Genomic DNA, 20815 nt, shown 5'->3' with positions numbered 1-20815 from the left:
GTCCTTACGCAGGGGTACCAGCAGGGGCATGGTGGTATGCGGTGGCCTACGCCAGTGGGGGCGACCGGTGCTTCTCAGGGTATCGCAGGGCGCACCGCCAGAATGGCGGCATGGATGCTGTCCCGGAGCTCGCCACCGGACTCGGCGACCCCGTCGCCCTTGCCCGGGTGATCACCGCGGTCGTGTTCGTCGGCATCGGCATCACGCACTTCGTGCCGCCGGTGGTGCGCGGAATGGCGGCCATGGTTCCGCGGGCGTTCCTCGGGCGGCCGTTCAGCCCGGTCGGCTGGGTGTGGGTGACCGGCGTCGCGGAGATCGCCGGCGGACTCGGGCTGCTCTGGGAGCCGACGCGGGCCGCGGCGGGCATCGCGCTCGCCGTCTTCCTGGTCTGCGTGTTCCCCGCCAACGCGTATGCGGCGCAGCACCGCGACCGCTTCGGGGCGTTCGCCGTGCCGTTCTGGCCGCGGCTCGCGCTGCAGGTGCTGCTGATCGTGCTCGTGCTGTGGGTGGGGCTCGCGGGATAGCGGGCAGCTCAGCCGACGAGCGTGATCGAGCCGGTCGCGACGGCGATGATCGTCAGACGGGCGGCGGCGCTCACCGCGAGCGCCGTGATCAGCACGAGGGTGAACTGCGCCAGCGGTCGGCGATGGCCGATCGCGATGCCGGCGAGGAAGAACACGACCGGCTGGATGACGCCGATCCACAGCGCGACCCACGGCACCTCGTCGGCGGGCACACCCAGCTGGGCGTAGAACGCCGGCAGCCCGACGAGCGAGCTCACGCCGTCGAACACGAACCAACCGACGACGATCGAGAGCAGGGCGGCAACGCCGTAGTGCAGGCGGGTCATGCGACCACCCCGAGCACGAAGGGCCACGGCAGCAGCACGAGGGTGCCGAGAGCGAGCCAGCCGATGCGGTGCGGCGCCCGACCGTCGCGCGTGAGCGAGACGGTCGTGGCGAACCAGAGCGCACTGGCGATGATCGCGAGGAACTCGCTGAACTGGTACAGCACCTCGATCAGCAGGGTCGGGCCGCTGATCGGCAGCAGACCCACACCGATGATCCAGCCGACCGACCAGAGCACGTAGACGAGGGCGAACAGTGCCGTGAGCAGGCGCAGGCCCGGGGCGGGCAGCGGGGCGCCAGCGGCGGCGTCGGGCGCAGCATCCGTCGTCGCGGCAGCGGATGCGGCGCCCGCGTCGTCCGCCTCGCCGACCGCCTCGAGCTCGGGCTCCGCGGCGCCGGGGTCGAGGTAGCTGGGGTCGTCGACGTCGTCCCACCGCAGGGCGGCGTCATCGTCGGGCACAGGTCGAGCCATGCCCCGAGCCTACCGAGGCGCACCTCCGCGAACAGCACGAGGCCGCGACCCCGGGTTGCGGGGGCCGCGGCCTCGTGGGGTCCTCAGCGGGTAGCGGAGGAGCTGGGGTGGCGCGGGCGGCTAGCGCGCAGCGCTGCCGTCGACGTCCGGACGCGCTCGCGCGTTCGAACCAGCAAGCACAGCGTCCTCGGAGAGGACTGCACGGATGTTAGTGCGCAGCGCTGCCGTCGACGTTCGCACGCGCTCGCGCGTTCGAACCAGCAAGCACAGCGTCCTCGGAGAGGACTGCACGGATGTCAGCGCGCAGCGCTGCCGTCCGTGTAGTCCTCGTCCTGCTGCTTCCAGGCGAAGAGGGCGCGCAGCTTGCGGCCGGTCTCCTCGATGGGGTGCTGCTCGCCCTTGGCGCGCAGGGCCATGAACTCGGGGGCACCGGCGTCCTGGTCGTCGATGAAGCGCTTGGCGAACGCGCCCGACTGGATGTCGGCGAGCACGCCCTTCATGCGCTCCTTGACGCCGGCGTCGAGCACGCGCGGGCCCGAGACGTAGTCGCCGAACTCGGCGGTGTCGCTGACGCTCCAGCGCTGCTTGGCGATGCCGCCCTCCCACATGAGGTCGACGATGAGCTTGAGCTCGTGCAGCACTTCGAAGTAGGCGATCTCGGGCTGGTAGCCGGCCTCGGTGAGAACCTCGAAGCCGTACTGCACGAGCTGCGAGGTGCCGCCGCAGAGCACGGCCTGCTCGCCGAACAGGTCGGTCTCGGTCTCTTCGGTGAAGGTGGTCTTGATGACGCCGGCGCGGGTGCCGCCGATGGCCTTCGCGTACGACAGCGCGAGGTCCCAGGCGTGGCCGGTGGTGTCGCGCTCGACGGCGATGATGTCGGGGATACCGCGACCGGCGACGAACTCGCGGCGCACCGTGTGGCCGGGGGCCTTGGGGGCGACGAGGATGACGTCGACGCCCTCGGGCGCCTCGATGTAGCCGAAGCGGATGTTGAAGCCGTGCGCGAAGGCGAGGGTCTTGCCGGGGACCAGCTTGTCCTTGATGCTCTCGCTGAAGATGGCCCGCTGGTGCTGGTCGGGCGCGAGGATCATGATGACGTCGGCCCACTCGGCGGCGTCGGCGACGGTCATGACGCTGAAGCCGTCGTCGGTCGCCTTCTGGATCGACTTGGAGCCGGCCTTGAGCGCGATGCTGACCTGCACCCCCGAGTCGCGGAGGTTCTGGGCGTGGGCGTGGCCCTGCGAGCCGTAGCCCACGATGGCGACCTTCTTGCTCTGGATGAGCGCCAGGTCGGCGTCCTTGTCGTAGTAGATCTCGGTCACGAGAGGTTGTCTCCTTGGTTGGGTGGGTGGCAGGTTCTAGTTCTTCAGGACGCGCTCGCTGATGCTCTTCGAGCCGCGGCCGATGGCGAGGAGGCCCGACTGGGCGATCTCCTTGATGCCGTACGGCTCGAGCACGCGCAGCAGCGCTTCGACCTTGGCGGTGTCGCCGGTCACCTCGATGACGAGCGAGTCGGTGGCGACGTCGACCACGCGGGCGCGGAAGAGGTTGGTCGCCTCGAGGATCTGCGAGCGGGTGGCGTTGTCGACGCGCACCTTGATGAGCATGTGCTCGCGCTGCACCGAGCTCGACGGGTCGAGCTCGACGATCTTCAGCACGTTGATGAGCTTGTTCAGCTGCTTGGTGATCTGCTCGAGCGGCAGTCCCTCGACCTCGACGACGACGGTGATGCGCGAGAGGCCCTCGACCTCGGTCGTGCCCACGGCGAGCGAACGGATGTTGAACCCGCGCCGCGCGAAGAGGCCGGCGACGCGCGTCAGCAAGCCGGGCTTGTCCTCGACGAGCAGGGAGAGCACGTGATAAGTCATGGCGGTTACTCCTCGTGCCAATCGGGCGCGTGGTCGCGGGCGTACTGCACGGACGAGTTGCCGACACCCTGCGGAACCATCGGCCAGACCATCGCGTCGCGGCTGACGATGAAGTCGATCACCACGGGCCGGTCGTTGGTCTCGATCGCCAGCTTGATGGCGGGCTCGACCTCCTCGGGCTTGGTCACACGGATGCCCAGGGCGCCGTAGGCATCGGCCATCTTCACGAAGTCGGGCACCATGCGGGTCTGCTCGTCGGCGCTCTTCGACCCGGTCTCGAGATCGGTGAACGAGTGGCGGCCGTCGTAGAACAGCGTCTGCCACTGCCGCACCATGCCGAGCGACGAGTTGTTGATGATCGCGACCTTGATCGGGATGTCGTTGATCGTGCAGGTCGCGAGCTCCTGGTTGGTCATCTGGAAGCAGCCGTCGCCGTCGATCGCCCACACCAGGCGGTCGGGCTGGGCGACCTTGGCCCCCATCGCGGCGGGGACCGCGTAGCCCATCGTGCCCGCGCCGCCCGAGTTCAGCCACGCGCCCGGGCGCTCGTACTGGATGAACTGCGCGGCCCACATCTGGTGCTGGCCGACGCCGGCGGCGTAGACCGCCTCGGGGCCCGAGAGCTCGCCGATCTTCTCGATGACCCACTGCGGGGCGAGCAGACCGTCGTCGGGGTCGTCGGTGTAGCCGAGCGGGTACTGGCTGCGCAGCGTCTCGAGCCGCTTCCACCAGTCGGCGTAGTCGGGCGCGTGCTCCTTCGCCGCGGCACGGAAGGCCGGCAGCAGGTCGAGCAGCACCTCGCGGGCATCCCCCACGATCGGAACGTCGGCGTGCCGGATCTTGCCGATCTCGGCCGGGTCGATGTCGATGTGGATCACCTTGGCGTGGGGCGCGAACTCGCTCACCTTGCCAGTGACGCGGTCGTCGAAGCGCGAGCCGATGGCGACGAGCAGGTCGCTCTCCTGCAGCGAGAGCACCGCGGGCACCGTGCCGTGCATGCCGGGCATGCCGAGGTTCTGCGCGTGGGAGTCGGGGAAGGCGCCGCGAGCCATCAGGGTGGTCACGACCGGGGCGCCGGTGGCCTCGGCGAAGGCGAGCAGCTCGCGGTGCGCGCCGGAGCGGATGACCCCGCCGCCGACGTACAGCACGGGCTTGCGCGACTCGACGAGCAGCTGCGCGGCCGCCTGGATCTGCTTGCCGTGGGCCTTGGTCACCGGGCGGTAGCCGGGCAGCTCGACCTTGGGCGGCCAGATGAACGGCGCCGACTTCTGCTGGGCGTCCTTCGTCACGTCGACGAGCACGGGGCCCGGGCGGCCCGAGGTCGCGATGTGCACGGCGGCGGCGATCACGCCCGGGATGTCCTCGGGCTTGGTGACGAGGAACGAGTGCTTCGTGATGGGCATCGTGATGCCGGTGATGTCGACCTCCTGGAACGCATCGGTTCCCATCGAGGTCGAGAACACCTGACCGGTGATCGCCAGCAGCGGCACCGAGTCCATGTGGGCGTCGGCGATGGCGGTGACCAGGTTGGTCGCGCCCGGGCCCGAGGTGGCGATGCACACGCCGAGCCGACCGCTCGCGGCGGCGTAGCCCTCGGCGGCGTGCCCGGCACCCTGCTCGTGGCGGACGAGGATGTGCCGGATGGCGGTCGACGCCATCAGCTCGTCGTAGAACGGCATGATGGCACCGCCGGGAAGGCCGAACACGTCGGTGATGCCCAGCTTCTCGAGCGAGGCCAGGATCGCGCCCGAGCCGGTCAGCACGGGCGCGACCGACGATGCGGCTGCAGGAGTCGGCGCAGGGGTCGAATCCGAGGTCATGACAGACGGCTTCCTTGGTGAGTCGGTGGTCGGAACAGGATCGACCGCGTGACTACCCGGTGACGGCTCCCTCGCTCGCTGAGCGCACGAGCTTCGAGTACTTGGCGAGAACGCCACGGGTGTAACGCGGAGGCAGGGGCGCCCAGTCGGTGCGGCGCGCCTCGAGCTCGGCTGGGTCGACAAGTAGGTCGAGCGAGCGAGCAGCGATATCGACCCGGATGAGATCACCATCGCGCACGAAGGCGATCGGACCAGCGTCGACCGCTTCGGGAGCTACGTGGCCGATGCACAGGCCGGTTGTGCCGCCCGAGAATCGTCCGTCGGTCAAGAGTAGTACATCTTTTCCGAGCCCTGCCCCCTTGATGGCGGCGGTGATGGCGAGCATCTCGCGCATGCCCGGGCCGCCCTTGGGGCCCTCGTAGCGGATGACCACGACATCGCCCGCGGCGATCTCGCCGTTGGTCAGGGCGTCCATCGCGGCGCGCTCGCGCTCGAACACGCGAGCCGGGCCCTCGAACACGGCCGCGTCGAAACCGGCCGTCTTCACGACGGCACCCTCGGGCGCCATCGACCCGTGCAGGATCGTGATGCCGCCGGTGGCGTGGATCGGGTTGTCGAGCGTGCGCAGCACCTCGCCGTCGAGCGGGTCGGGGTTCAGCTCAGCGAGGTTCTCGGCCATGGTCTTGCCGGTGACCGTCAGGGCGTCGCCATGCAGCAGGCCCTCGTCGAGCAGGGCCTTCAGCAGCACGGGCAGGCCGCCCTGACGGTCAACGTCGTTCATGACGTAGCGACCGAAGGGCTTCAGGTCGCCGATGTGCGGCACCCGGTTGCCGATGCGGTTGAAGTCGTCGAGCGTGAACGGCACCTCGGCCTCGTTCGCGATGGCGAGCAGATGCAGCACGACGTTGGTCGAGCCGCCGAGCGCCATAGCGACGGTCACCGCGTTCTCGAGCGCCTCGCGGGTGACGATGTCGCGCGCCGTGATGCCCTTCTCGAGCAGGTTCACGACGGCCTCGCCGCTGCGGTGGGCGTACATGTCGCGGCGGCGATCGTAGGATGCGGGGCTCGCCGACCCCGGAAGGCTCAGGCCCAGCGCCTCCGCGACGCTCGCCATCGTGTTGGCGGTGTACATGCCGCCGCAGGCGCCTTCGCCGGGGGCGAAGGCGCACTCGATGCGGTGAGCATCCTCGTAGCTCATCTTGCCCGCCTTCACGGCCCCGACCGCCTCGAAGGAGTCGATGATCGTGATCTCCTTCTCGGTGCCGTCGGAGAGCTTGACCCAGCCGGGCGCGATCGAGCCGGCGTAGAGGAAGACGCTCGCCAGGTCGAGGCGGACGGCCGCCATGAGCATGCCGGGGATCGACTTGTCGCATCCGGCCAGTAGCACGCTGCCGTCGAGGCGCTCGGCCTGCATGACGGTCTCGACGCTGTCGGCGATGACCTCGCGGCTCACCAGCGAGAAGTGCATGCCCTCGTGACCCATCGAGATGCCGTCGCTGACGCTGACCGTGCCGAACTGTAGCGGGTAGCCGCCGCCGGCGTGCACGCCCTCCTTGGCCGCCTGCGCGAGACGCGCGAGCGAGAGGTTGCAGGGGGTGATCTCGTTCCACGAGCTCGCGATGCCGACCTGGGGCTTGTCCCAGTCGGCGTCACCCATGCCGACGGCGCGCAGCATGCCGCGCGAGGTGGTGGCTTCGATGCCGTCGGTGACGACGCGGGAACGGGGCTTGCGGTCGGTCGCGCTCATGGCACGATTCTACGGGCCGGGCCGGTCGCCCTCCGCGCCCTCGAGCGCCTCCTGCTCCCGGGCGGCATCGATGTCGTCGGCCAGCTCGTCGACGACCAGCTGAGCGGGGTCGAAGTCGCCGTTGCGGTAGCCCGCGCGCCCCACCATGTGGGCCGCGATCGGCGCCGTCAGCAGCTGGAACACGACGACCGGCACGAGCAGCAGCAGCACCACCGGGTCGCGCAGACTGAGCGCGATCGCGATGACGACGAGCGTCAGACCGAGGATCTGCGGCTTGGTGCCCGCGTGGAGCCGCGACAGCGGGTCGGGCAGCCGCCACAGGCCGATCGCGGCGGCGAGGGTCAGCAGTGCCGCGACGACCAGCAGGGCCGCGGCCATCAGGTCGAGGATGCCCGCCACGGGGTCGGCGCTCATGATGTCAGTGCTCATGAGGTCAATGCTGGTCATGGTCACCTCCCGGCTCGGCGGGAGCATCCGCCCCCGCCCGCGACACGAAGCGGGCCACAGCGGTGCTGCCGAGCACACCGGTGGCGGCGAGCACGACCATCAGCGGGATGGTCAGGGTGTGGCCGGAGATCACCATCTCGGCGCCGATCACGAGGATCAGCGTCGTCAGCATGACGTCGCTGGCGATCAGGCGGTCGATGAGGGTGGGCCCGGCGATGAGGCGGGTGAGGATCAGCAACACCGCGACGACGGCGATGACGCCGGCGACGATCCAGAGCACGGTCGCGGCGGTCATGCGCGCACCGCCTCCCACTCGTCGCGCGAGCCCCAGGCCCGCAGCAGCGCCCGCTCGAGGCTGAGCACGTGGTGGCGGGCGCGCTCGACCTGCTCGGGCGTGCTGACGCCGAGGCTGTGGACGTAGAGCACGGTGCGGTCGCGGTCGACCTCGACGACGACCGAGCCGGGCACGATCGAGACGGCGAGCGCGGTGCCGGTCAGGATGAAGTCGCTCTCGGTGTGCAGGTCGACCTTGACGAGGGCGCCGCGGTGCCGCGACCGGCGGCCGATCGCGATGATGGCGACCTGGAACGAGGCCACGACCATCTCTCCGAGCACGCGCGCCACGAAGACCGCGAACCAGAACGGGTTGAAGCGGCCCGACAGCTGCACGGGCGGTAGCGAGAAGGTGCTCGTGACGACGAGCGCGACGATGATGCCGGTGAGGATCGTCAGGGGTGTCGTCGAGCCCCAGAGCATCATCCAGAGCAGCACGAGAGCGACGAGCAGGGGAAGCTTCTGACGCAGCGAGACACGGACGCGCGCGCCGCGGCCGCCGCGGGTCGTCACCGTCAGCGCGGTCATCGGCCCTCCTCCTCGGTCAGATCGCCGAGCACGACGACGACGTAGGCGTCGGGCCCGTCGAGGTCGGCGGCGGCCCGGTCGGAGAGCGCGTAGAGCGGGCCCGCGAAGACGGTGAGCGCCAGGCTGACGACGACCATGCCCGCCGTGCTGAGGGTCATGAGGCGCGGCGTCGCGCGGGTCTCCGTCGTCACCGGCGCATCGGGCGCCTCCTCGACGGACCGCAGCAGTCGCGTCTCGTCGCCCTCGACATCGCCGGCCGGACGCCAGAACACCAGGTTCCAGACCCGGACGAGGGCGTAGAGGGTCAGCAGCGACACGAGCGCCCCGCCGCCGATGAGCGTGTAGGCGAGAGCATCGCCCTGCACGGCGGTGGCCTGGAACAGGCCGAGCTTGCCGATGAAGCCGGAGAACGGCGGGATGCCGCCGAGGTTGAGGGCCGGGATGAAGAACAGCACCGCGACGAGCGGCGCGCTCGCCAGCAGCCCGCCGATGCGCGTGATGGAGGTGCTGCCCGCCTCGCGCTCGACCAGGCCAGCGGCGAGGAAGAGAGTGGTCTGCACGACGATGTGGTGGACGATGTAGTAGATCGCCGCCGCGGTTCCCGCCACCGTTCCGAGGGCGACGCCGAGGATCATGTAGCCGATGTGGCTGACGAGGGTGAACGACAGGATCCGCTTGATGTCGGCCTGGGCCACCGCGCCGAGGGCGCCGACCACCATGGTCAGCAGCGCGACGACGAGCAGCGCGGGATTCAGCTCCGGGGTCGGGAAGATGACCGTCTCGAGCCGGATGATCGCGTAGACGCCGATCTTGGTGAGCAGGCCCGCGAAGGCCGCGGTGACCGGCGCCGGTGCCGAGGGGTAGCTGTCGGGCAGCCAGAACGACAGCGGGAAGACGGCCGCCTTGATGCCGAAGGCCACGAGCAGCATGACGTGCAGCAGGATCTGCACGTCGAGCGGCAGCTCCTGCACGCGCTCGGCCACCTGCGCGAGGTTCACCGTGCCGAGCGCGCCGTAGACCATGCCGATCGCGGCGAGGAACAGGATCGACGACAGCAGGCTGACGATGACATAGGTGACGCCGGCGCGGATGCGGGACCGCGTGCCCCCGAGGGTGATGAGTACGTAGCTCGCGACGAGGAGGATCTCGAAGCCGACGTAGAGGTTGAACAGGTCGCCCGCGATGAAGGCGACCATCACGCCCGTGGTCAGGATCAGGTAGGTCGGGTAGTAGATCGAGACCGGCGTCTCGTCATCGCCGTCAGCCAGACCCTGACCGATGGAGAAGATCAGCACCGCGAGCAGCACGACCGACGACACCACGAGCATGAGCGCCGAGAGCCGGTCGACGACGAGCACGATGCCGAGCGGCGTGGCCCAGTTGCCCGCCTCGACGACGACCGCCCCCTCCGCGTCGACGCCGATGAGCAGCGCGACGCTGATGCCGAGCACCGCGGTCAGCGCGAGCGCGGCGACGATGCGCTGCGGGCGGGCGCGGCGCCCGAGCACGAGCGTGAGGGCCGCGGCGAACAGCGGCACGAGGACGACGAGCGGAACGAGGGCCTCCATCATCGGGCGCCTCCCGTCTCGACGTCCGCGGGCTGCGGCTCCCCATCCGCCACCGGGGCGGGGGCGACCGGCTCGCCGGCGGCCTCGTCGACCGGGAAGTCGGTGTCGCCCTCGTCGGGCGCCGTCTCCTCCAGCGGCATGGTGACCGCGCCCTCGCGCAGCGCCACGTCGTCGGCGTCGTCGGACACGTCGTCGGCGTTGGCAAGGCGCCACGAGCGGTAGATGAGCGCGAGGAGGAAGGCCGAGACCGCGAACGTGATGACGATCGCGGTGAGGATGAGCGCCTGCGGCAGCGGGTCGGAGTACTCCTCCGGCGCGAGCGACTCGTCGTAGATGGGGGCGAACCCGGCCGGCCCGGCCATGATCAGGATCAGCAGGTTGACTCCGTTGCCAACGAGCAGGAAGCCCAGGACGACGCGCGTCAGGCTGCGCTCGAGCAGCAGGTAGACGCCGCAGGCGATGAGCGCGGCCATGACGACCACGAGGGCGAGGGAGACGGTCATCGGGCACCTCCGCGGGGTCGGGCGGCGGCGGGCGCGGCGCGGTCGGTATCGCGGGATGCGGGCTCCGGCAGCCCCGGAGGCGCGAACTCGTCGCCCCCCTGCCGGTCGACCTCGCTGCCGAGGCTGCGCAGCACGTCGAGCACGAGGCCGATCACGATGAGGTACACGCCGAGGTCGAAGATCGTCGAGGTCACGAACGAGACCTCGCCCAGCAGCCACAGCTCGCCCTTCCAGTAGGCGGAGGTCAGCGGCGGCGCCCCGAGCAGCAGCGGCACCAGGGCGGTGCCCGCGGCGAGGATCATGCCCGCCCCGAGCACAGTGCCCGCGCCGATCGGCACGGCGGCTCCGAGCTCGTAGCGTCCGCCGGCGAGGTAGCGCGCGACGAGCGCGAGCCCGGCGACGAGTCCGCCCGCGAAGCCGCCGCCGGGGAGGTTGTGCCCGGCGAAGACGAGGTAGAGCGAGATGACGATGATCGCGTGGAAGGTGAGCCGTACGACCACCTCGAGCAGGATCGACCGGTGGCGCGGGTCGAGCGTCGGGCCGGCGAGGATCCAGGCGTTGCGCAGCTCGCCCGGCTCGGAGATCGCGCGGGCGCGGGCGATGCGGTCGGCGATGCGCTGCTGCGCGGCTGCGCGACCGAGGCGGGAGGCGGCGTCGCCCCGGCCGCGGAGGAACAGCAGGCTCGCGACGCCGGTGGCAGCGGCGATCACGACGGCGAGCTCGCCGAGCGTGTCCCAGGCCCGCAGGTCGACGAGGGCCACGTTGACGATGTTGCGGCCGTTGCCCTGCACGGAGGCGGCCTCGGGCCAGCCGAGGGAGATGGGCGCAGCGATGCGCGAGCCGGCGACGACGAGGGCGATGAGCGCCATGACCGTGCCGACCGCGATGCCGATGATGGCGCGCAGCAGCTTGTGCGAGCTGCCGTGCCGGTCGCCGAGGCGGGCGGGCAGGCGGCGCAGCACCAGCACGAAGGCGATGAGGGTGACGATCTCGACGAGGATCTGCGTGAGCGCGAGGTCGGGGGCGCCCTGGAGGGCGAACGTGGCCGACATCCCGAGGCCGGTGACCCCGACGACGACGAGCGCGGCGAAGCGCTTCTGCGCCTGGGTGGCCGCGATCGCAGCGATGATCATGACGGTTCCGATGGCGAGCTGCGCCGGGTGATCCCAGAGCCGGATCGCCCCGGGCACCGCACCGCCGAGCAGCAGCCCCGTGCTGGTCACGGCGACGAAGACGACGAGGATCACCCCGAGGTAGAACGGCAGTGAGCCGCGCTGGGTCAGCGTGGTGACGCGCACCGCGAGGCGGTCGACGGCGCCGACCGAGTCCCAGTAGGCGTCACTCGCGGTGTACTCGCGAGCGAGCCGCGCCTGCAGCCGGGCGACGGGCGCGCGGACGACGAACAGCAGGGTGCCGAGGGCGACGATCAGCACGGAGAGGGCGAGCTCGGGGGTGAGCCCGTGCCACAGGGCCAGCTCGTAGGGCTTGCCCCCGGTGGGCGGGAAGAGCGCCGGGTAGCCGGCGACGCCCGCGCCGACGAGCGGTGCGAGCGGCCCGAGCACGAGGCCGCTGATCGCCAGCACGGCCGGCGCGAGCACGAAGGCGGGGGTCGCTCCCGCGAGATCGGTCACCTCGTCGACGTCGGGCTTGCGGGCGAAGGCGCCCCAGAAGAAGCGGATGCTGTACGCGACGGTCAGCACCGAGCCGACGACCACGCCCACGAGCGCGACGGCCGCCCACGCCTGACCCGCGGGGTCGAGCGCAGCGCTCCCGCCCGCGACTGCGCCACCCGTCGCTGCGCCGCCGGTGGCCGCGCTGAGCAGCGCATGCAGCGCCGTCTCCTTCGCGACGAAGCCCACGAGCGGCGGCACCCCCGCCATCGAGGCGAGCGCGAGCGCGGTGAGGCCGGCGAGCCAGGGCAGGCGCCGGCCGAGACCCGAGAGCTTGCGCAGGTCGCGCGTGCCCGCCTCGTGGTCGATGATGCCCACGATGAGGAAGAGCGCCGCCTTGAACAGAGCGTGCGACAGCAGCAGCGCGATGGCGGCGAGCGCCGTATCGCGGGTGCCGAAACCGGCAACGACGACGAGCAGTCCGAGCTGGCTGACCGTGCCGTAGGCGAGCAGCAGCTTCAGGTCGGTCTGCTTGAGCGCGGCCCAGCCGCCGAGCAGCAGGGTGAGCACGCCGAGCACGACGAGCACCTCGCGCCAGCCGGGCACCTCGACGCCGGCGGGCGCGATCCGCATGATCAGGTAGATGCCCGCCTTGACCATCGCGGCCGCGTGCAGGTACGCGCTCACCGGGGTGGGGGCGGCCATGGCACCGGGCAGCCAGAAGTGCAGGGGCACGATCGCCGACTTCGACAGCGCCCCGACGAGCACGAGCATGATCGCGGTCATCGTGAGCGGGCCCGCCGGCAGGTCGGCGAGGATCGCGGTGAGACTCGACGTGCCCGCCTGCACCGCGAGCAGCACGAGGCCGACGAGCATGACGAGTCCGCCAAGGGTCGTGGTGACGAGCGCCTGCAGGGCAGCACCGCGGCTCGCCCGTCGATGGGTGTAGTGGCCGATGAGCAGGTACGAGAAGACGCTCGTCGCCTCCCACAGCACGAACAGCAGGTAGACGTCGTCGGCGATGACGAGACCGTACATGGCGCCGGCGAAGGCGAGGAGCACGGCGGCGAAGCGGCCGAGACCGGGCTCGTCGTCGCCGAAGTAGGCGGCGCAGTACAGCATGACGAGGCTGCCGACGCCGGTGACCACGAGCGCCAGCACCCACGAGAGGGTGTCCATGCGCACGTCGAGGGTGAGGTCGAGCTGGGCGATCCAGGTCCAGCGCTCGACGGGCAGGCTGCTCTCGACCCCGCTCAGGACGGCCGGCGCCTGCAGCACGGTGTGGAGGAACGCGCCGAGCGGCACGAGCGCGGCGACGGCGAAGACGCGGCGGCCGAGAGGGCGGGCGAGCGGGAGGAGCACGACCGCGGCCGCACCGAACACCATCAGGACGATGAACATGCGTCCTCCCGCGGTGTCGTGATTCGGCAAGGGGGCAGGGCGTCACGGCGCGATCGCCGGATGAGGACAGCCTACCGGCTGCTCCCGGGAGATTCCCGAGTGCTCATCAGCAGCCTCAGAACATTCACCAGGCTGGCCGGATCCGCGACGCGGTGCGCCGCGATCGTCGGCGCCGCCCCGACCTTGATGCCGACGTCGCCGGGTCCGAGCACGGCGAGCGCATCCTCGTCGGTCACGTCGTCGCCGGCGAACAGCACCGCGTCAGGGGCGAATCTCCGCCGCAGCGCCGCGAGGCCGTCCCCCTTCGTCGCGTCCCGCACCGCGAACTCGAGCACGTTCTTGCCCGCGCGCACCGTGAGATCGCGCTCATCGGCGGTCTCCGCGCGCAACGCCGCCAGCAGCCGGGATGCGCGCTCGCCCTCGACACGGCGCACGTGCACGGCGAAGCCCGCGGGCTTCTCCTCGATCCAGGCACCCTCGACGGCAGCGACGAGCGGCTCGAGCCGGACGCGCAGCGCCGCGACCCTCGCCGCCTCGGCCGCGTCGACCGGAACGGGGCTCTCGCCCTGCCCGAACCGCAGCTCGAGGCCGTGCGAGCCGATCAGCGGCACCGACGCGTCGACCTCCGCCACTCGGGCGAGGCTGGCGAGCGAGCGCCCCGACACGAGCGCGACCGTCGTGCCGGGCAGCGCCCGCAGGCCGGCGAGCACCGGGCCCGCGGCGGGCAGGGCGCGGGCGGCCTCGGGGTCGTCGACCTCGGGCGCCAGCGTGCCGTCGAAATCGAGGGCGACCAGCAGGCGGTCGACCCCCGCGACGCGGGTGATCGCGGCCCGCAGCTCCGGGTCGACCTCCCCCGCAGACGGTCCCGTCATCGGGCGCTCGACTGGTGGCTCGCGTGCCGCAGCGTGTCGAGGAAGGTGGTCGACCAGTGGGCGACGTCGTTGTCGTGCACGCGTCGGCGCAGGGCGCGCATCCGTGTCGTCTGCTCGCGACGGGGCATGCGGGCGGCGGTGACCATCGCCTCCTTCAGCCCCTCGATGTCGTGCGGGTTGATGAGCAGCGCGTTCTTCAGCTCGTCGGCCGCACCGGCGAACTCGCTCAGCACGAGCACGCCGTCGTTGCGCAGGCGGCAGGCCACGTACTCTTTCGCGACGAGGTTCATGCCGTCGCGCAGCGCCGTGACGAGCATGACGTCGGCGGCCAGGTAGAGCGCCACCATCTCCTCGCGCGGGTAGCCGTGGTGCAAGTAGGCGATCGCGCTGTGACTGATCGTCGCGTGCGTGCCGTTGAGCCGCCCGACCGTCAGCTCGATCTCGTCGCGCAGCTGCATGTACGCCGCCACACGCTCCCGGCTCGGACTCGCGACCTGCACCAGCACGGCGTCGCCGACCCGCAGGGTGCCCTCGTCGAGCAGCTCGCCGAACGCCTTCAGACGGTGCCGGATGCCCTTCGTGTAGTCGAGGCGGTCGACGCCGAGAAAGACCGTGTCGGGGTCACCGAGGCCGGCGCGGATCTGCCGCGCGCGCTCCTGCACCTCCGGCCGCTCCGCGAGCTGCTCGTAGCCTTCGACGTCGATCGAGATCGGGAAGGCCTTCGCCACGACCGAGCGGTGGCTGCCCGCACCGTCGGGCACGCGGATCTCGGGGCTCTTCGCCGCGAAGCCCAGCAAGCGCCGCACGGCGCGCGAGAAGTTGCCCGCGTCGGCGACGCGCTGGAAGCCGATCACGTCGGCGCCGAGCAGCCCCTCGACCACCTGGCGGCGCCACGGCAGCTGGGCGTAGATGCCGTACGGCGGAAACGGGATGTGGTGGAAGTAGCCGATCGTGAGATCGGGCCGCGCCTCGCGCAGCATGCGGGGCACCAGCTGCAGCTGGTAGTCGTGCACCCACACCGTCGCGCTCGGCGCCGCGATGCGCGCCGCGGCATCCGCGAAGCGCTGGTTGACCGTCGTGTAGGCGTCCCACCACTCGCGGTGGAAGCTCGGCTCGGCGATGACGTCGTGGTACAACGGCCACAGGGTGTCGTTGCTGAAGCCCTCGTAGTACAGCTCGATCTCGGCGGCGCTGAGCGGCACCGGCACGAGGCGGATGCCATCGACGTCGAAGGGCTCGGGCGCCGTGTCCGGAGCACCCACCCAGCCCACCCACGCGCCCTCGGCCGCGGCCATCACGGGCTCGAGGGCGGTGACGAGTCCACCCGGCGAGCGCGCCCAGACGATTGAGCCGTCGGCGGCTGTCTGCCGGTCGACGGGGAGGCGGTTGGCGACGACGACGAGGTCGTACAGCTGCGGTTCGGTCATGGCGCTCGTGCGTCTCCTTGTGGGGGATCGTCGGTGCGGTGCCGGCCTTCCGACCGTAGCAGGGCCGCCTCGACGCTCCCTCAGCTGAGGAAGGCGCGCAGCAGCGACTCCGAGCCCTCGAGGTGCTCGGCCATGAGCGCGGCGGCCCGGTCGGCGTCGCCGACGAGCACCGCCCAGACGATCTGACCGTGCTGCTCGTCGGAGTGCGCGATGTTGGGCGCGATGAGCGGGATCCGATCGAGCAGCCCGTTGACGACCATGCGGTTCTCCGCCACGAGCGACACCAGGCTCGGGCTGCCGGAGAGCTCGGCGAGAGTGAGGTGCAGCCGCGAGTCGAGGCGGCGGTAGTCGGCGGGTGCGGCGGCCCGCAGCTCGACCAGGCGGGCGTTGAGGCTCTCGCGCTCGGCGGCGGTGAGGGCACGGGATGCGGCGGCGCGCGCCGCGCCGACCTCGAGCACCGCGCGCAGGGTGAGGATGTCGTCGAGCTCGTCGGCGGTGAGCGAGGGACCGGGCTCGCCCGGGGCCGGCGGGCCGCTTGGCAGCGGGTCGCACACGAAGGTGCCGCCGTAGCGACCCCGCCGCGACTCGAGATACCCGGCGTCGGCGAGCGAGCGGATCGCCTCGCGGACGGTGTCGCGGCTGACCTCGAACCGGGCGGCGAGCTCGCGCTCCGGGGCGAGGGCCTCCCCTGGCGCGACGATGCCGAGCCGGATCAGCTGGAGCAGGCGGGCGAGGGTCTCCTCGAAGGCGTTGCCGCTGCGCACCGGGCGTGACAGCGCCTCCTGCGCGAGCGACTCGAGAGCGGCGACTGCGAGCTCGACGGCGGGCTGCACGGCGGCCTCCCCCGCCGTCCGCCCGCCGTCGCTCGTCATGGTTCAGGCCCTACAGCGGCGTCACGTAGGCGCCGCTGATGCCGCCGTCGACGAGGAACGTCGAGGCGGTGATGAAGGAGGCGTCGTCGCTGGCGAGGAAGGCGACCGCGGCCGCGAGCTCCTCCGCCTCGGCGAAGCGGCCCTTCGGGATGTGCACGAGGCGGCGCTGGGCGCGCTCCGGGTCCTTCGCGAACAGCTCCTGCAGCAGCGGCGTGTTGACCGGGCCGGGGCAGAGCGCGTTGACGCGGATGCCCTGCCGGGCGAACTGCACGCCGAGCTCCCGGGTCATGGCGAGCACGCCGCCCTTGCTCGCGGTGTAGGAGATCTGGCTGGTCGCGCTGCCCATGACGGCGACGAAGCTCGCCGTGTTGATGATCGATCCCGACTGCTGCTGCACCATGTGCCGCAGCGCCGCGCGCGAGCACAGGTACACGCTCTTGAGGTTGACCTCCTGCACCTTGTCCCAGGCGGGCAGCTCGGTGGTCTCGATCGAGTCGTCGTCGGGCGGGGAGATGCCGGCGTTGTTGAAGGCGATGTCGAGCGAGCCGTAGGTCGCCTGCGCCGTGTCGAACAGATTGTTGACCTCGGCCTCGTCGGTCACGTTGACCTTCACGAACAGGCCGCCGACCTCGGCGGCCGCGGCCTCACCGGTCTCGGGGTTCATGTCGCCGATGACGACGGTCGCGCCCTCGGCGGCGAAGCGGCGGGCAGTGGCGAGGCCGATGCCGCTCGCGCCGCCGGTGATGACGGCGACCTTGCCCTTGAGGCGTTGCGTCAGGTCGATGGGGGTGATGCTCATGGTGCGGGCTCCAATCAGGCGTGGGAGAAGAAGACGTTCTTGGTCTCGGTGAAGGCGAGCGGAGCATCCGGGCCGAGCTCGCGCCCGAGCCCCGACTGCTTGAACCCGCCGAAGGGCGTTGCGTACCGCACCGACGAGTGCGAGTTCACGCTGATCGTGCCGCTCTCGACCCCGCGCGACACGCGGATGGCGCGGCCGAGGTCGCGCGTAAAGATCGAGCCCGACAGGCCGAAGATCGAGTCGTTGGCCAGCGCGATGGCGTCGGCCTCGTCGTCGAAGGGCAGCACCGAGACGACCGGCCCGAAGATCTCGTCGGTCGCGACCCGGTCGGTGCGGTTCGGCAGCAGCACGGTCGGCGCCATCCAGTAGCCGGGGCCCTCGGGCGCGGTGCCCTGGAAGGCGACCGGCACCGAGCCGTCGAGGAAGGTGCGCACCGACTCGAAGTGGCCCTTCGAGACCAGCGGCCCCATGTCGACGTCGGCCTGGCGCGGGTCGCCGACCCGGAAGCCCTGCACCGCCGGCTCGAGCAGCTCGAGGAAACGGTCGAGCACGCTGCGCTCGACGAGCAGGCGCGAGCGCGCGCAGCAGTCCTGGCCCGCGTTGTCGAACACCGAGCCGGGTGCGCTCGCGGCCGCGGCCTCGAGGTCGGCGTCGGCGAAGACGATGTTCGCGCTCTTGCCGCCGAGCTCGAGGGTGACCGGCTTGACCTGGGCGGCGCATCCGGCCATCACGTGCTTGCCCACCTCGGTGGACCCGGTGAAGACGACCTTGCGCACGGCCGGGTGGGTGACGAACCGCTCGCCGACGACCGAGCCGCGGCCGGGCAGCACCTGGAAGAGGTGCTCGGGCAGGCCCGCCTCGCGGGCGAGCTCGCCGAGCCGGATCGCCGTCAGGGGCGTCCAGTCGGCGGGCTTCAGCAGCACGGCGTTGCCCGCGGCGAGCGCCGGCGCGAAGCCCCAGCCGGCGATCGGCATCGGGAAGTTCCACGGGACGATGACCCCGACGACGCCGAGGGGCTCGTGGAAGGTGACGTCCATGCCGCCGGCGACGGGGATCTGCTGGCCGATCAGCCGCTCGGGCGCGCCGCTGTAGTAGTCGAGCACGTCGCGCACGTTGCCCGCCTCCCAGCGGGCGGCGCCGATCGGGTGGCCCGAGTTGCGCACCTCCAGCTCGGCGAGCTCGTCGATGTGCGCGTCGACGACGGCGGCGAAGCGGCGCAGCGCGCGGGCGCGGTCGACCGGCGCGAGGGCGGCCCAGTCGCGCTGGGCGACGATCGCGCGCTCGACGGCGGCATCCACCTCCTCGAGCGTCGTGTGCCGAACGGTACCGATGACGGTCTCGTCGGCGGGGTTGATGAGGGTGGTCTCGCTCATGCGCGGCCCTTCCGGTGATCGCGGTACTCGACGGCGGCGTCGATGAGCGCGGTGAACAGGCGCGGGTCGTCCGCGGCGGTCTCCTCCGGGTGCCACTGCACCGCGACGCCGAAGGTGAGGCCCTCGACGTCGACCGCCTGGATGATGCCGTCGTCGCCGACCGCGCTGACGATGAGGCCGTCGGCCACCGCGTCGAGCGCCTGGTGGTGGTAGCTCTGCACGGTCACCCGGTCGCCGAGCAGAGCGCCGACGCGGGTGCCCGGCACGGTGATCGCCGGGTTCGGGGTGAACACTCCCCCGCCCGCGTTGTAGCGGGTCGACCCGATGACGTCGGGCAGGTGCTGGATGAGCGTGCCGCCGAGCGTGGTGTTGAGCACCTGCATGCCGCGGCAGATGCCGAGGAAGGGGATGTCGCGCGCGAGGGCGCGCTGCAGCAGGGTGTCCTCAAGCGCGTCGCGATCGAGGCGCGGCTCGTCGTTGGTCGGATGCGGCTCCTGACCGTAGCGGCGCGCGTCGACATCCTTGCCGCCGGTGATGATGAGCCCGTCGAGCCCGTCGAGGATCGCGTCGGCCGCCGCCGGGTCGACCGGCTGCGGCGGGATCAGCACCGCGATGCCGCCGGCGCGCGTGACGGCGTCGACGTAGACGCGCGGGAGGAACGCGGCGGGGACATCCCACACCCCGCTCTTCGCCTGCTCGAGGTAGGTGGTCAGGCCGATCACCGGGCGGCGGGGCGCCGCTCCGGTCGCGGCGTCAGAGGCGCTCGAAGCCACGGATCCGCTCCCAGTCGGTGATGGCGGCGTCGTAGGCCGCCTGCTCGACGCGCGCCATGTTCAGGTAGTGCTCGACGACGTCGTCGCCGAAGGCCGCCCGGGCGACCGGCGAGCCGGCGAACAGGTCGGCCGCGTCGCGCAGGGTGGCCGGCACGCGCGGGAAGTCGGCCGCGTAGGCGTTGCCCTCGAAGATGGGCGGCAGTTCGAGCTTGTTCTCGATGCCGTAGATGCCCGCCGCGATGATCGCCGCGGTCGCGAGGTACTGGTTGACGTCGCCGCCCGGCACGCGGTTCTCGATGCGGAGGCTGTGGCCCGTGCCGACCACCCGCAGCGCGCACGTGCGGTTGTCGACGCCCCAGGCGATCGCGGTGGGGGCGAAGCTGCCCGGCACGTAGCGCTTGTACGAGTTGATGTTCGGGGCGAAGAACAGGCTGAACTCGCGCATGACGGCGAGCTGCCCGGCGAGCCAGTGCTCCATGAGCGTCGAGAAGCCGTGCGGACCGTCCCCGGCCATGACGGCCGCGCCGTCGGTGCCGCGCACGCTGAGATGGATGTGGCAGCTGTTGCCCTCGCGCTCGTTGAACTTGGCCATGAAGGTGAGCGCTTTGCCGTGCTGGTCGGCGATCTCCTTCGCCCCGTTCTTGTAGATCGAGTGGTTGTCGCAGGTGGCGAGCGCGTGGGCGTAGCGGAAGGCGATCTCCTGCTGGCCGAGGTTGCACTCGCCCTTGACGCCCTCGCAGTACATGCCCGCGCCATCCATGCCATTGCGGATGTCGCGCAGGAGCGGCTCCATGCGGGTGGAGGCGAGCAGGGCGTAGTCGATGTTGTAATCACTGGCCGGGGTGAGGTCGCGGTAGCCGCGCGACCAGGCGTCGCGGTACGTGTTGTCGAACACGATGAACTCGAGCTCGGTGCCGACGTAGGGCACCAGACCGAGCTCGGCGAGCCGATCGATCTGCTTCTGCAGGATCGCGCGGGGGCTCGGCGGCACGGGCGTGCCGTCGAGGAAGAGCAGGTCGGCGAGGACGAGGGCGGTGCCCTCCATCCACGGCACGCGGCGCAGGGTGCCGAGGTCGGGGCGCATCACCATGTCGCCGTAGCCGCTCTCCCAGCTCGAGATCGCGTAGCCGCTGACGGTGTTGTTCTCGACATCGACGGCGAGCAGGTAGTTGCAGCACTCGGCCCCGTGAGCGCCGACCTCCTCGCGGAACAGCCGCGCCGACACCCGCTTGCCGACGAGGCGGCCCTGCATGTCGGTGAAGGCGACGATGACGGTGTCGATCTCGCCCGCATCGATGAGCCCCTCCAGCTGGGCGATCGTCAGGTTGCCCGACTGGATCGTCGACGGCGCAGCAGACATGGACGGCCTCCCTTGGCTCAGGTGTCGACCATTAGTACCACAGCGACTCAGCGCAGTTCAGCGGGCGACACCAAAAAAGTGGTGCGCAATGGTGGACACAGCCGACCTTTAGCGACATGCTCAATCACCAAGGCGCAGCGTGGCGCCCGATGCCGCCTCGCCGATCCATGCCCACCACCCCCCAGGAGGAATGA

The 20815-nt window shown here is 71.2% G+C and carries 20 protein-coding genes; 1 reads left to right on the top strand and 19 read right to left on the bottom strand.

Annotated elements, in window-relative coordinates; genetic code table 11:
• The first annotated feature begins 110 nt into the window (after positions 1-110).
• Positions 111-524, top strand: a complete 414-nt coding sequence (locus tag BJ959_RS10615; protein WP_153981814.1) for a DoxX family protein — start codon at positions 111-113, stop codon at positions 522-524.
• A gap of 8 nt (positions 525-532) precedes the next feature.
• Here BJ959_RS10615 and BJ959_RS10610 read toward each other — a convergent pair whose 3' ends face one another.
• From BJ959_RS10610 to BJ959_RS10520, 19 genes are all read right to left on the bottom strand, one after another.
• Positions 533-850 carry a hypothetical protein gene (locus BJ959_RS10610; RefSeq protein ID WP_153981813.1) on the bottom strand — a complete coding sequence of 106 codons (318 nt, stop codon included), beginning with the start codon at positions 848-850 and terminating at the stop codon, positions 533-535.
• Positions 847-1320 carry a hypothetical protein gene (locus tag BJ959_RS10605; RefSeq protein ID WP_153981812.1) on the bottom strand — a complete coding sequence of 158 codons (474 nt, stop codon included), beginning with the start codon at positions 1318-1320 and terminating at the stop codon, positions 847-849. Before BJ959_RS10605 ends, BJ959_RS10610 begins: the two co-directional genes overlap by 4 nt.
• Positions 1321-1616: 296 nt before the next feature.
• Positions 1617-2642, bottom strand: coding sequence for a ketol-acid reductoisomerase (gene ilvC / locus BJ959_RS10600; protein ID WP_153981811.1), 1026 nt, complete (start codon positions 2640-2642; stop codon positions 1617-1619).
• 36 nt (positions 2643-2678) lie between these two features.
• Positions 2679-3188 carry an acetolactate synthase small subunit gene (ilvN, locus tag BJ959_RS10595; RefSeq protein ID WP_153981810.1) on the bottom strand — a complete coding sequence of 170 codons (510 nt, stop codon included), beginning with the start codon at positions 3186-3188 and terminating at the stop codon, positions 2679-2681.
• 5 nt (positions 3189-3193) lie between these two features.
• Positions 3194-5008, bottom strand: a complete 1815-nt coding sequence (locus tag BJ959_RS10590; protein ID WP_153981809.1) for an acetolactate synthase large subunit — start codon at positions 5006-5008, stop codon at positions 3194-3196.
• 52 nt (positions 5009-5060) lie between these two features.
• Positions 5061-6755: a dihydroxy-acid dehydratase gene (gene ilvD, locus BJ959_RS10585; protein WP_153981808.1), complete on the bottom strand. Its 1695-nt coding sequence runs from the start codon at positions 6753-6755 to the stop codon at positions 5061-5063.
• A gap of 9 nt (positions 6756-6764) precedes the next feature.
• The gene (mnhG, locus tag BJ959_RS10580) at positions 6765-7184 is read right to left on the bottom strand and encodes a monovalent cation/H(+) antiporter subunit G (RefSeq protein WP_243738824.1); all 420 of its coding nucleotides are present in this window, start codon (positions 7182-7184) and stop codon (positions 6765-6767) included.
• A gap of 4 nt (positions 7185-7188) precedes the next feature.
• Entirely contained in the window at positions 7189-7497 is a 309-nt protein-coding gene (locus BJ959_RS10575) for an MrpF/PhaF family protein (protein WP_153981807.1), read from the bottom strand.
• Positions 7494-8063, bottom strand: coding sequence for a Na+/H+ antiporter subunit E (locus BJ959_RS10570; protein ID WP_153981806.1), 570 nt, complete (start codon positions 8061-8063; stop codon positions 7494-7496). Before BJ959_RS10570 ends, BJ959_RS10575 begins: the two co-directional genes overlap by 4 nt.
• Entirely contained in the window at positions 8060-9631 is a 1572-nt protein-coding gene (locus BJ959_RS10565; RefSeq protein WP_153981805.1) for a Na+/H+ antiporter subunit D, read from the bottom strand. The genes BJ959_RS10570 and BJ959_RS10565 overlap by 4 nt, the downstream gene beginning before the upstream one ends.
• On the bottom strand, positions 9631-10134 hold the full coding sequence (locus tag BJ959_RS10560; RefSeq protein ID WP_153981804.1) for a Na(+)/H(+) antiporter subunit C: 504 nt from the start codon (positions 10132-10134) through the stop codon (positions 9631-9633). The genes BJ959_RS10565 and BJ959_RS10560 overlap by 1 nt, the downstream gene beginning before the upstream one ends.
• Positions 10131-13145: a Na+/H+ antiporter subunit A gene (locus tag BJ959_RS10555; RefSeq protein WP_153981803.1), complete on the bottom strand. Its 3015-nt coding sequence runs from the start codon at positions 13143-13145 to the stop codon at positions 10131-10133. The genes BJ959_RS10560 and BJ959_RS10555 overlap by 4 nt, the downstream gene beginning before the upstream one ends.
• Before the next feature lie 71 nt (positions 13146-13216).
• Positions 13217-14017 carry a trehalose-phosphatase gene (otsB, locus tag BJ959_RS10550; protein ID WP_153981802.1) on the bottom strand — a complete coding sequence of 267 codons (801 nt, stop codon included), beginning with the start codon at positions 14015-14017 and terminating at the stop codon, positions 13217-13219.
• Entirely contained in the window at positions 14014-15444 is a 1431-nt protein-coding gene (locus BJ959_RS10545) for an alpha,alpha-trehalose-phosphate synthase (UDP-forming) (protein WP_153981801.1), read from the bottom strand. The genes otsB and BJ959_RS10545 overlap by 4 nt, the downstream gene beginning before the upstream one ends.
• 80 nt (positions 15445-15524) lie before the next feature.
• The gene (locus BJ959_RS10540) at positions 15525-16316 is read right to left on the bottom strand and encodes a FadR/GntR family transcriptional regulator (RefSeq protein WP_153981800.1); all 792 of its coding nucleotides are present in this window, start codon (positions 16314-16316) and stop codon (positions 15525-15527) included.
• Positions 16317-16326: 10 nt separating this feature from the next.
• Positions 16327-17115, bottom strand: a complete 789-nt coding sequence (locus BJ959_RS10535) for a 3-oxoacyl-ACP reductase (RefSeq protein WP_153981799.1) — start codon at positions 17113-17115, stop codon at positions 16327-16329.
• A gap of 14 nt (positions 17116-17129) precedes the next feature.
• Positions 17130-18488: an aldehyde dehydrogenase family protein gene (locus BJ959_RS10530; RefSeq protein ID WP_153981798.1), complete on the bottom strand. Its 1359-nt coding sequence runs from the start codon at positions 18486-18488 to the stop codon at positions 17130-17132.
• On the bottom strand, positions 18485-19261 hold the full coding sequence (locus BJ959_RS10525) for a gamma-glutamyl-gamma-aminobutyrate hydrolase family protein (protein ID WP_341799860.1): 777 nt from the start codon (positions 19259-19261) through the stop codon (positions 18485-18487). The genes BJ959_RS10530 and BJ959_RS10525 overlap by 4 nt, the downstream gene beginning before the upstream one ends.
• Entirely contained in the window at positions 19242-20621 is a 1380-nt protein-coding gene (locus BJ959_RS10520; protein ID WP_153981797.1) for a glutamine synthetase family protein, read from the bottom strand. Before BJ959_RS10520 ends, BJ959_RS10525 begins: the two co-directional genes overlap by 20 nt.
• Between the last annotated feature and the right edge of the window lie 194 nt (positions 20622-20815).

The sequence above is a fragment of the Microcella frigidaquae genome, from assembly GCF_014200395.1.
Taxonomy (GTDB): domain Bacteria; phylum Actinomycetota; class Actinomycetes; order Actinomycetales; family Microbacteriaceae; genus Microcella; species Microcella frigidaquae.
This window is presented reverse-complemented; position numbering and strand designations above follow the sequence as displayed.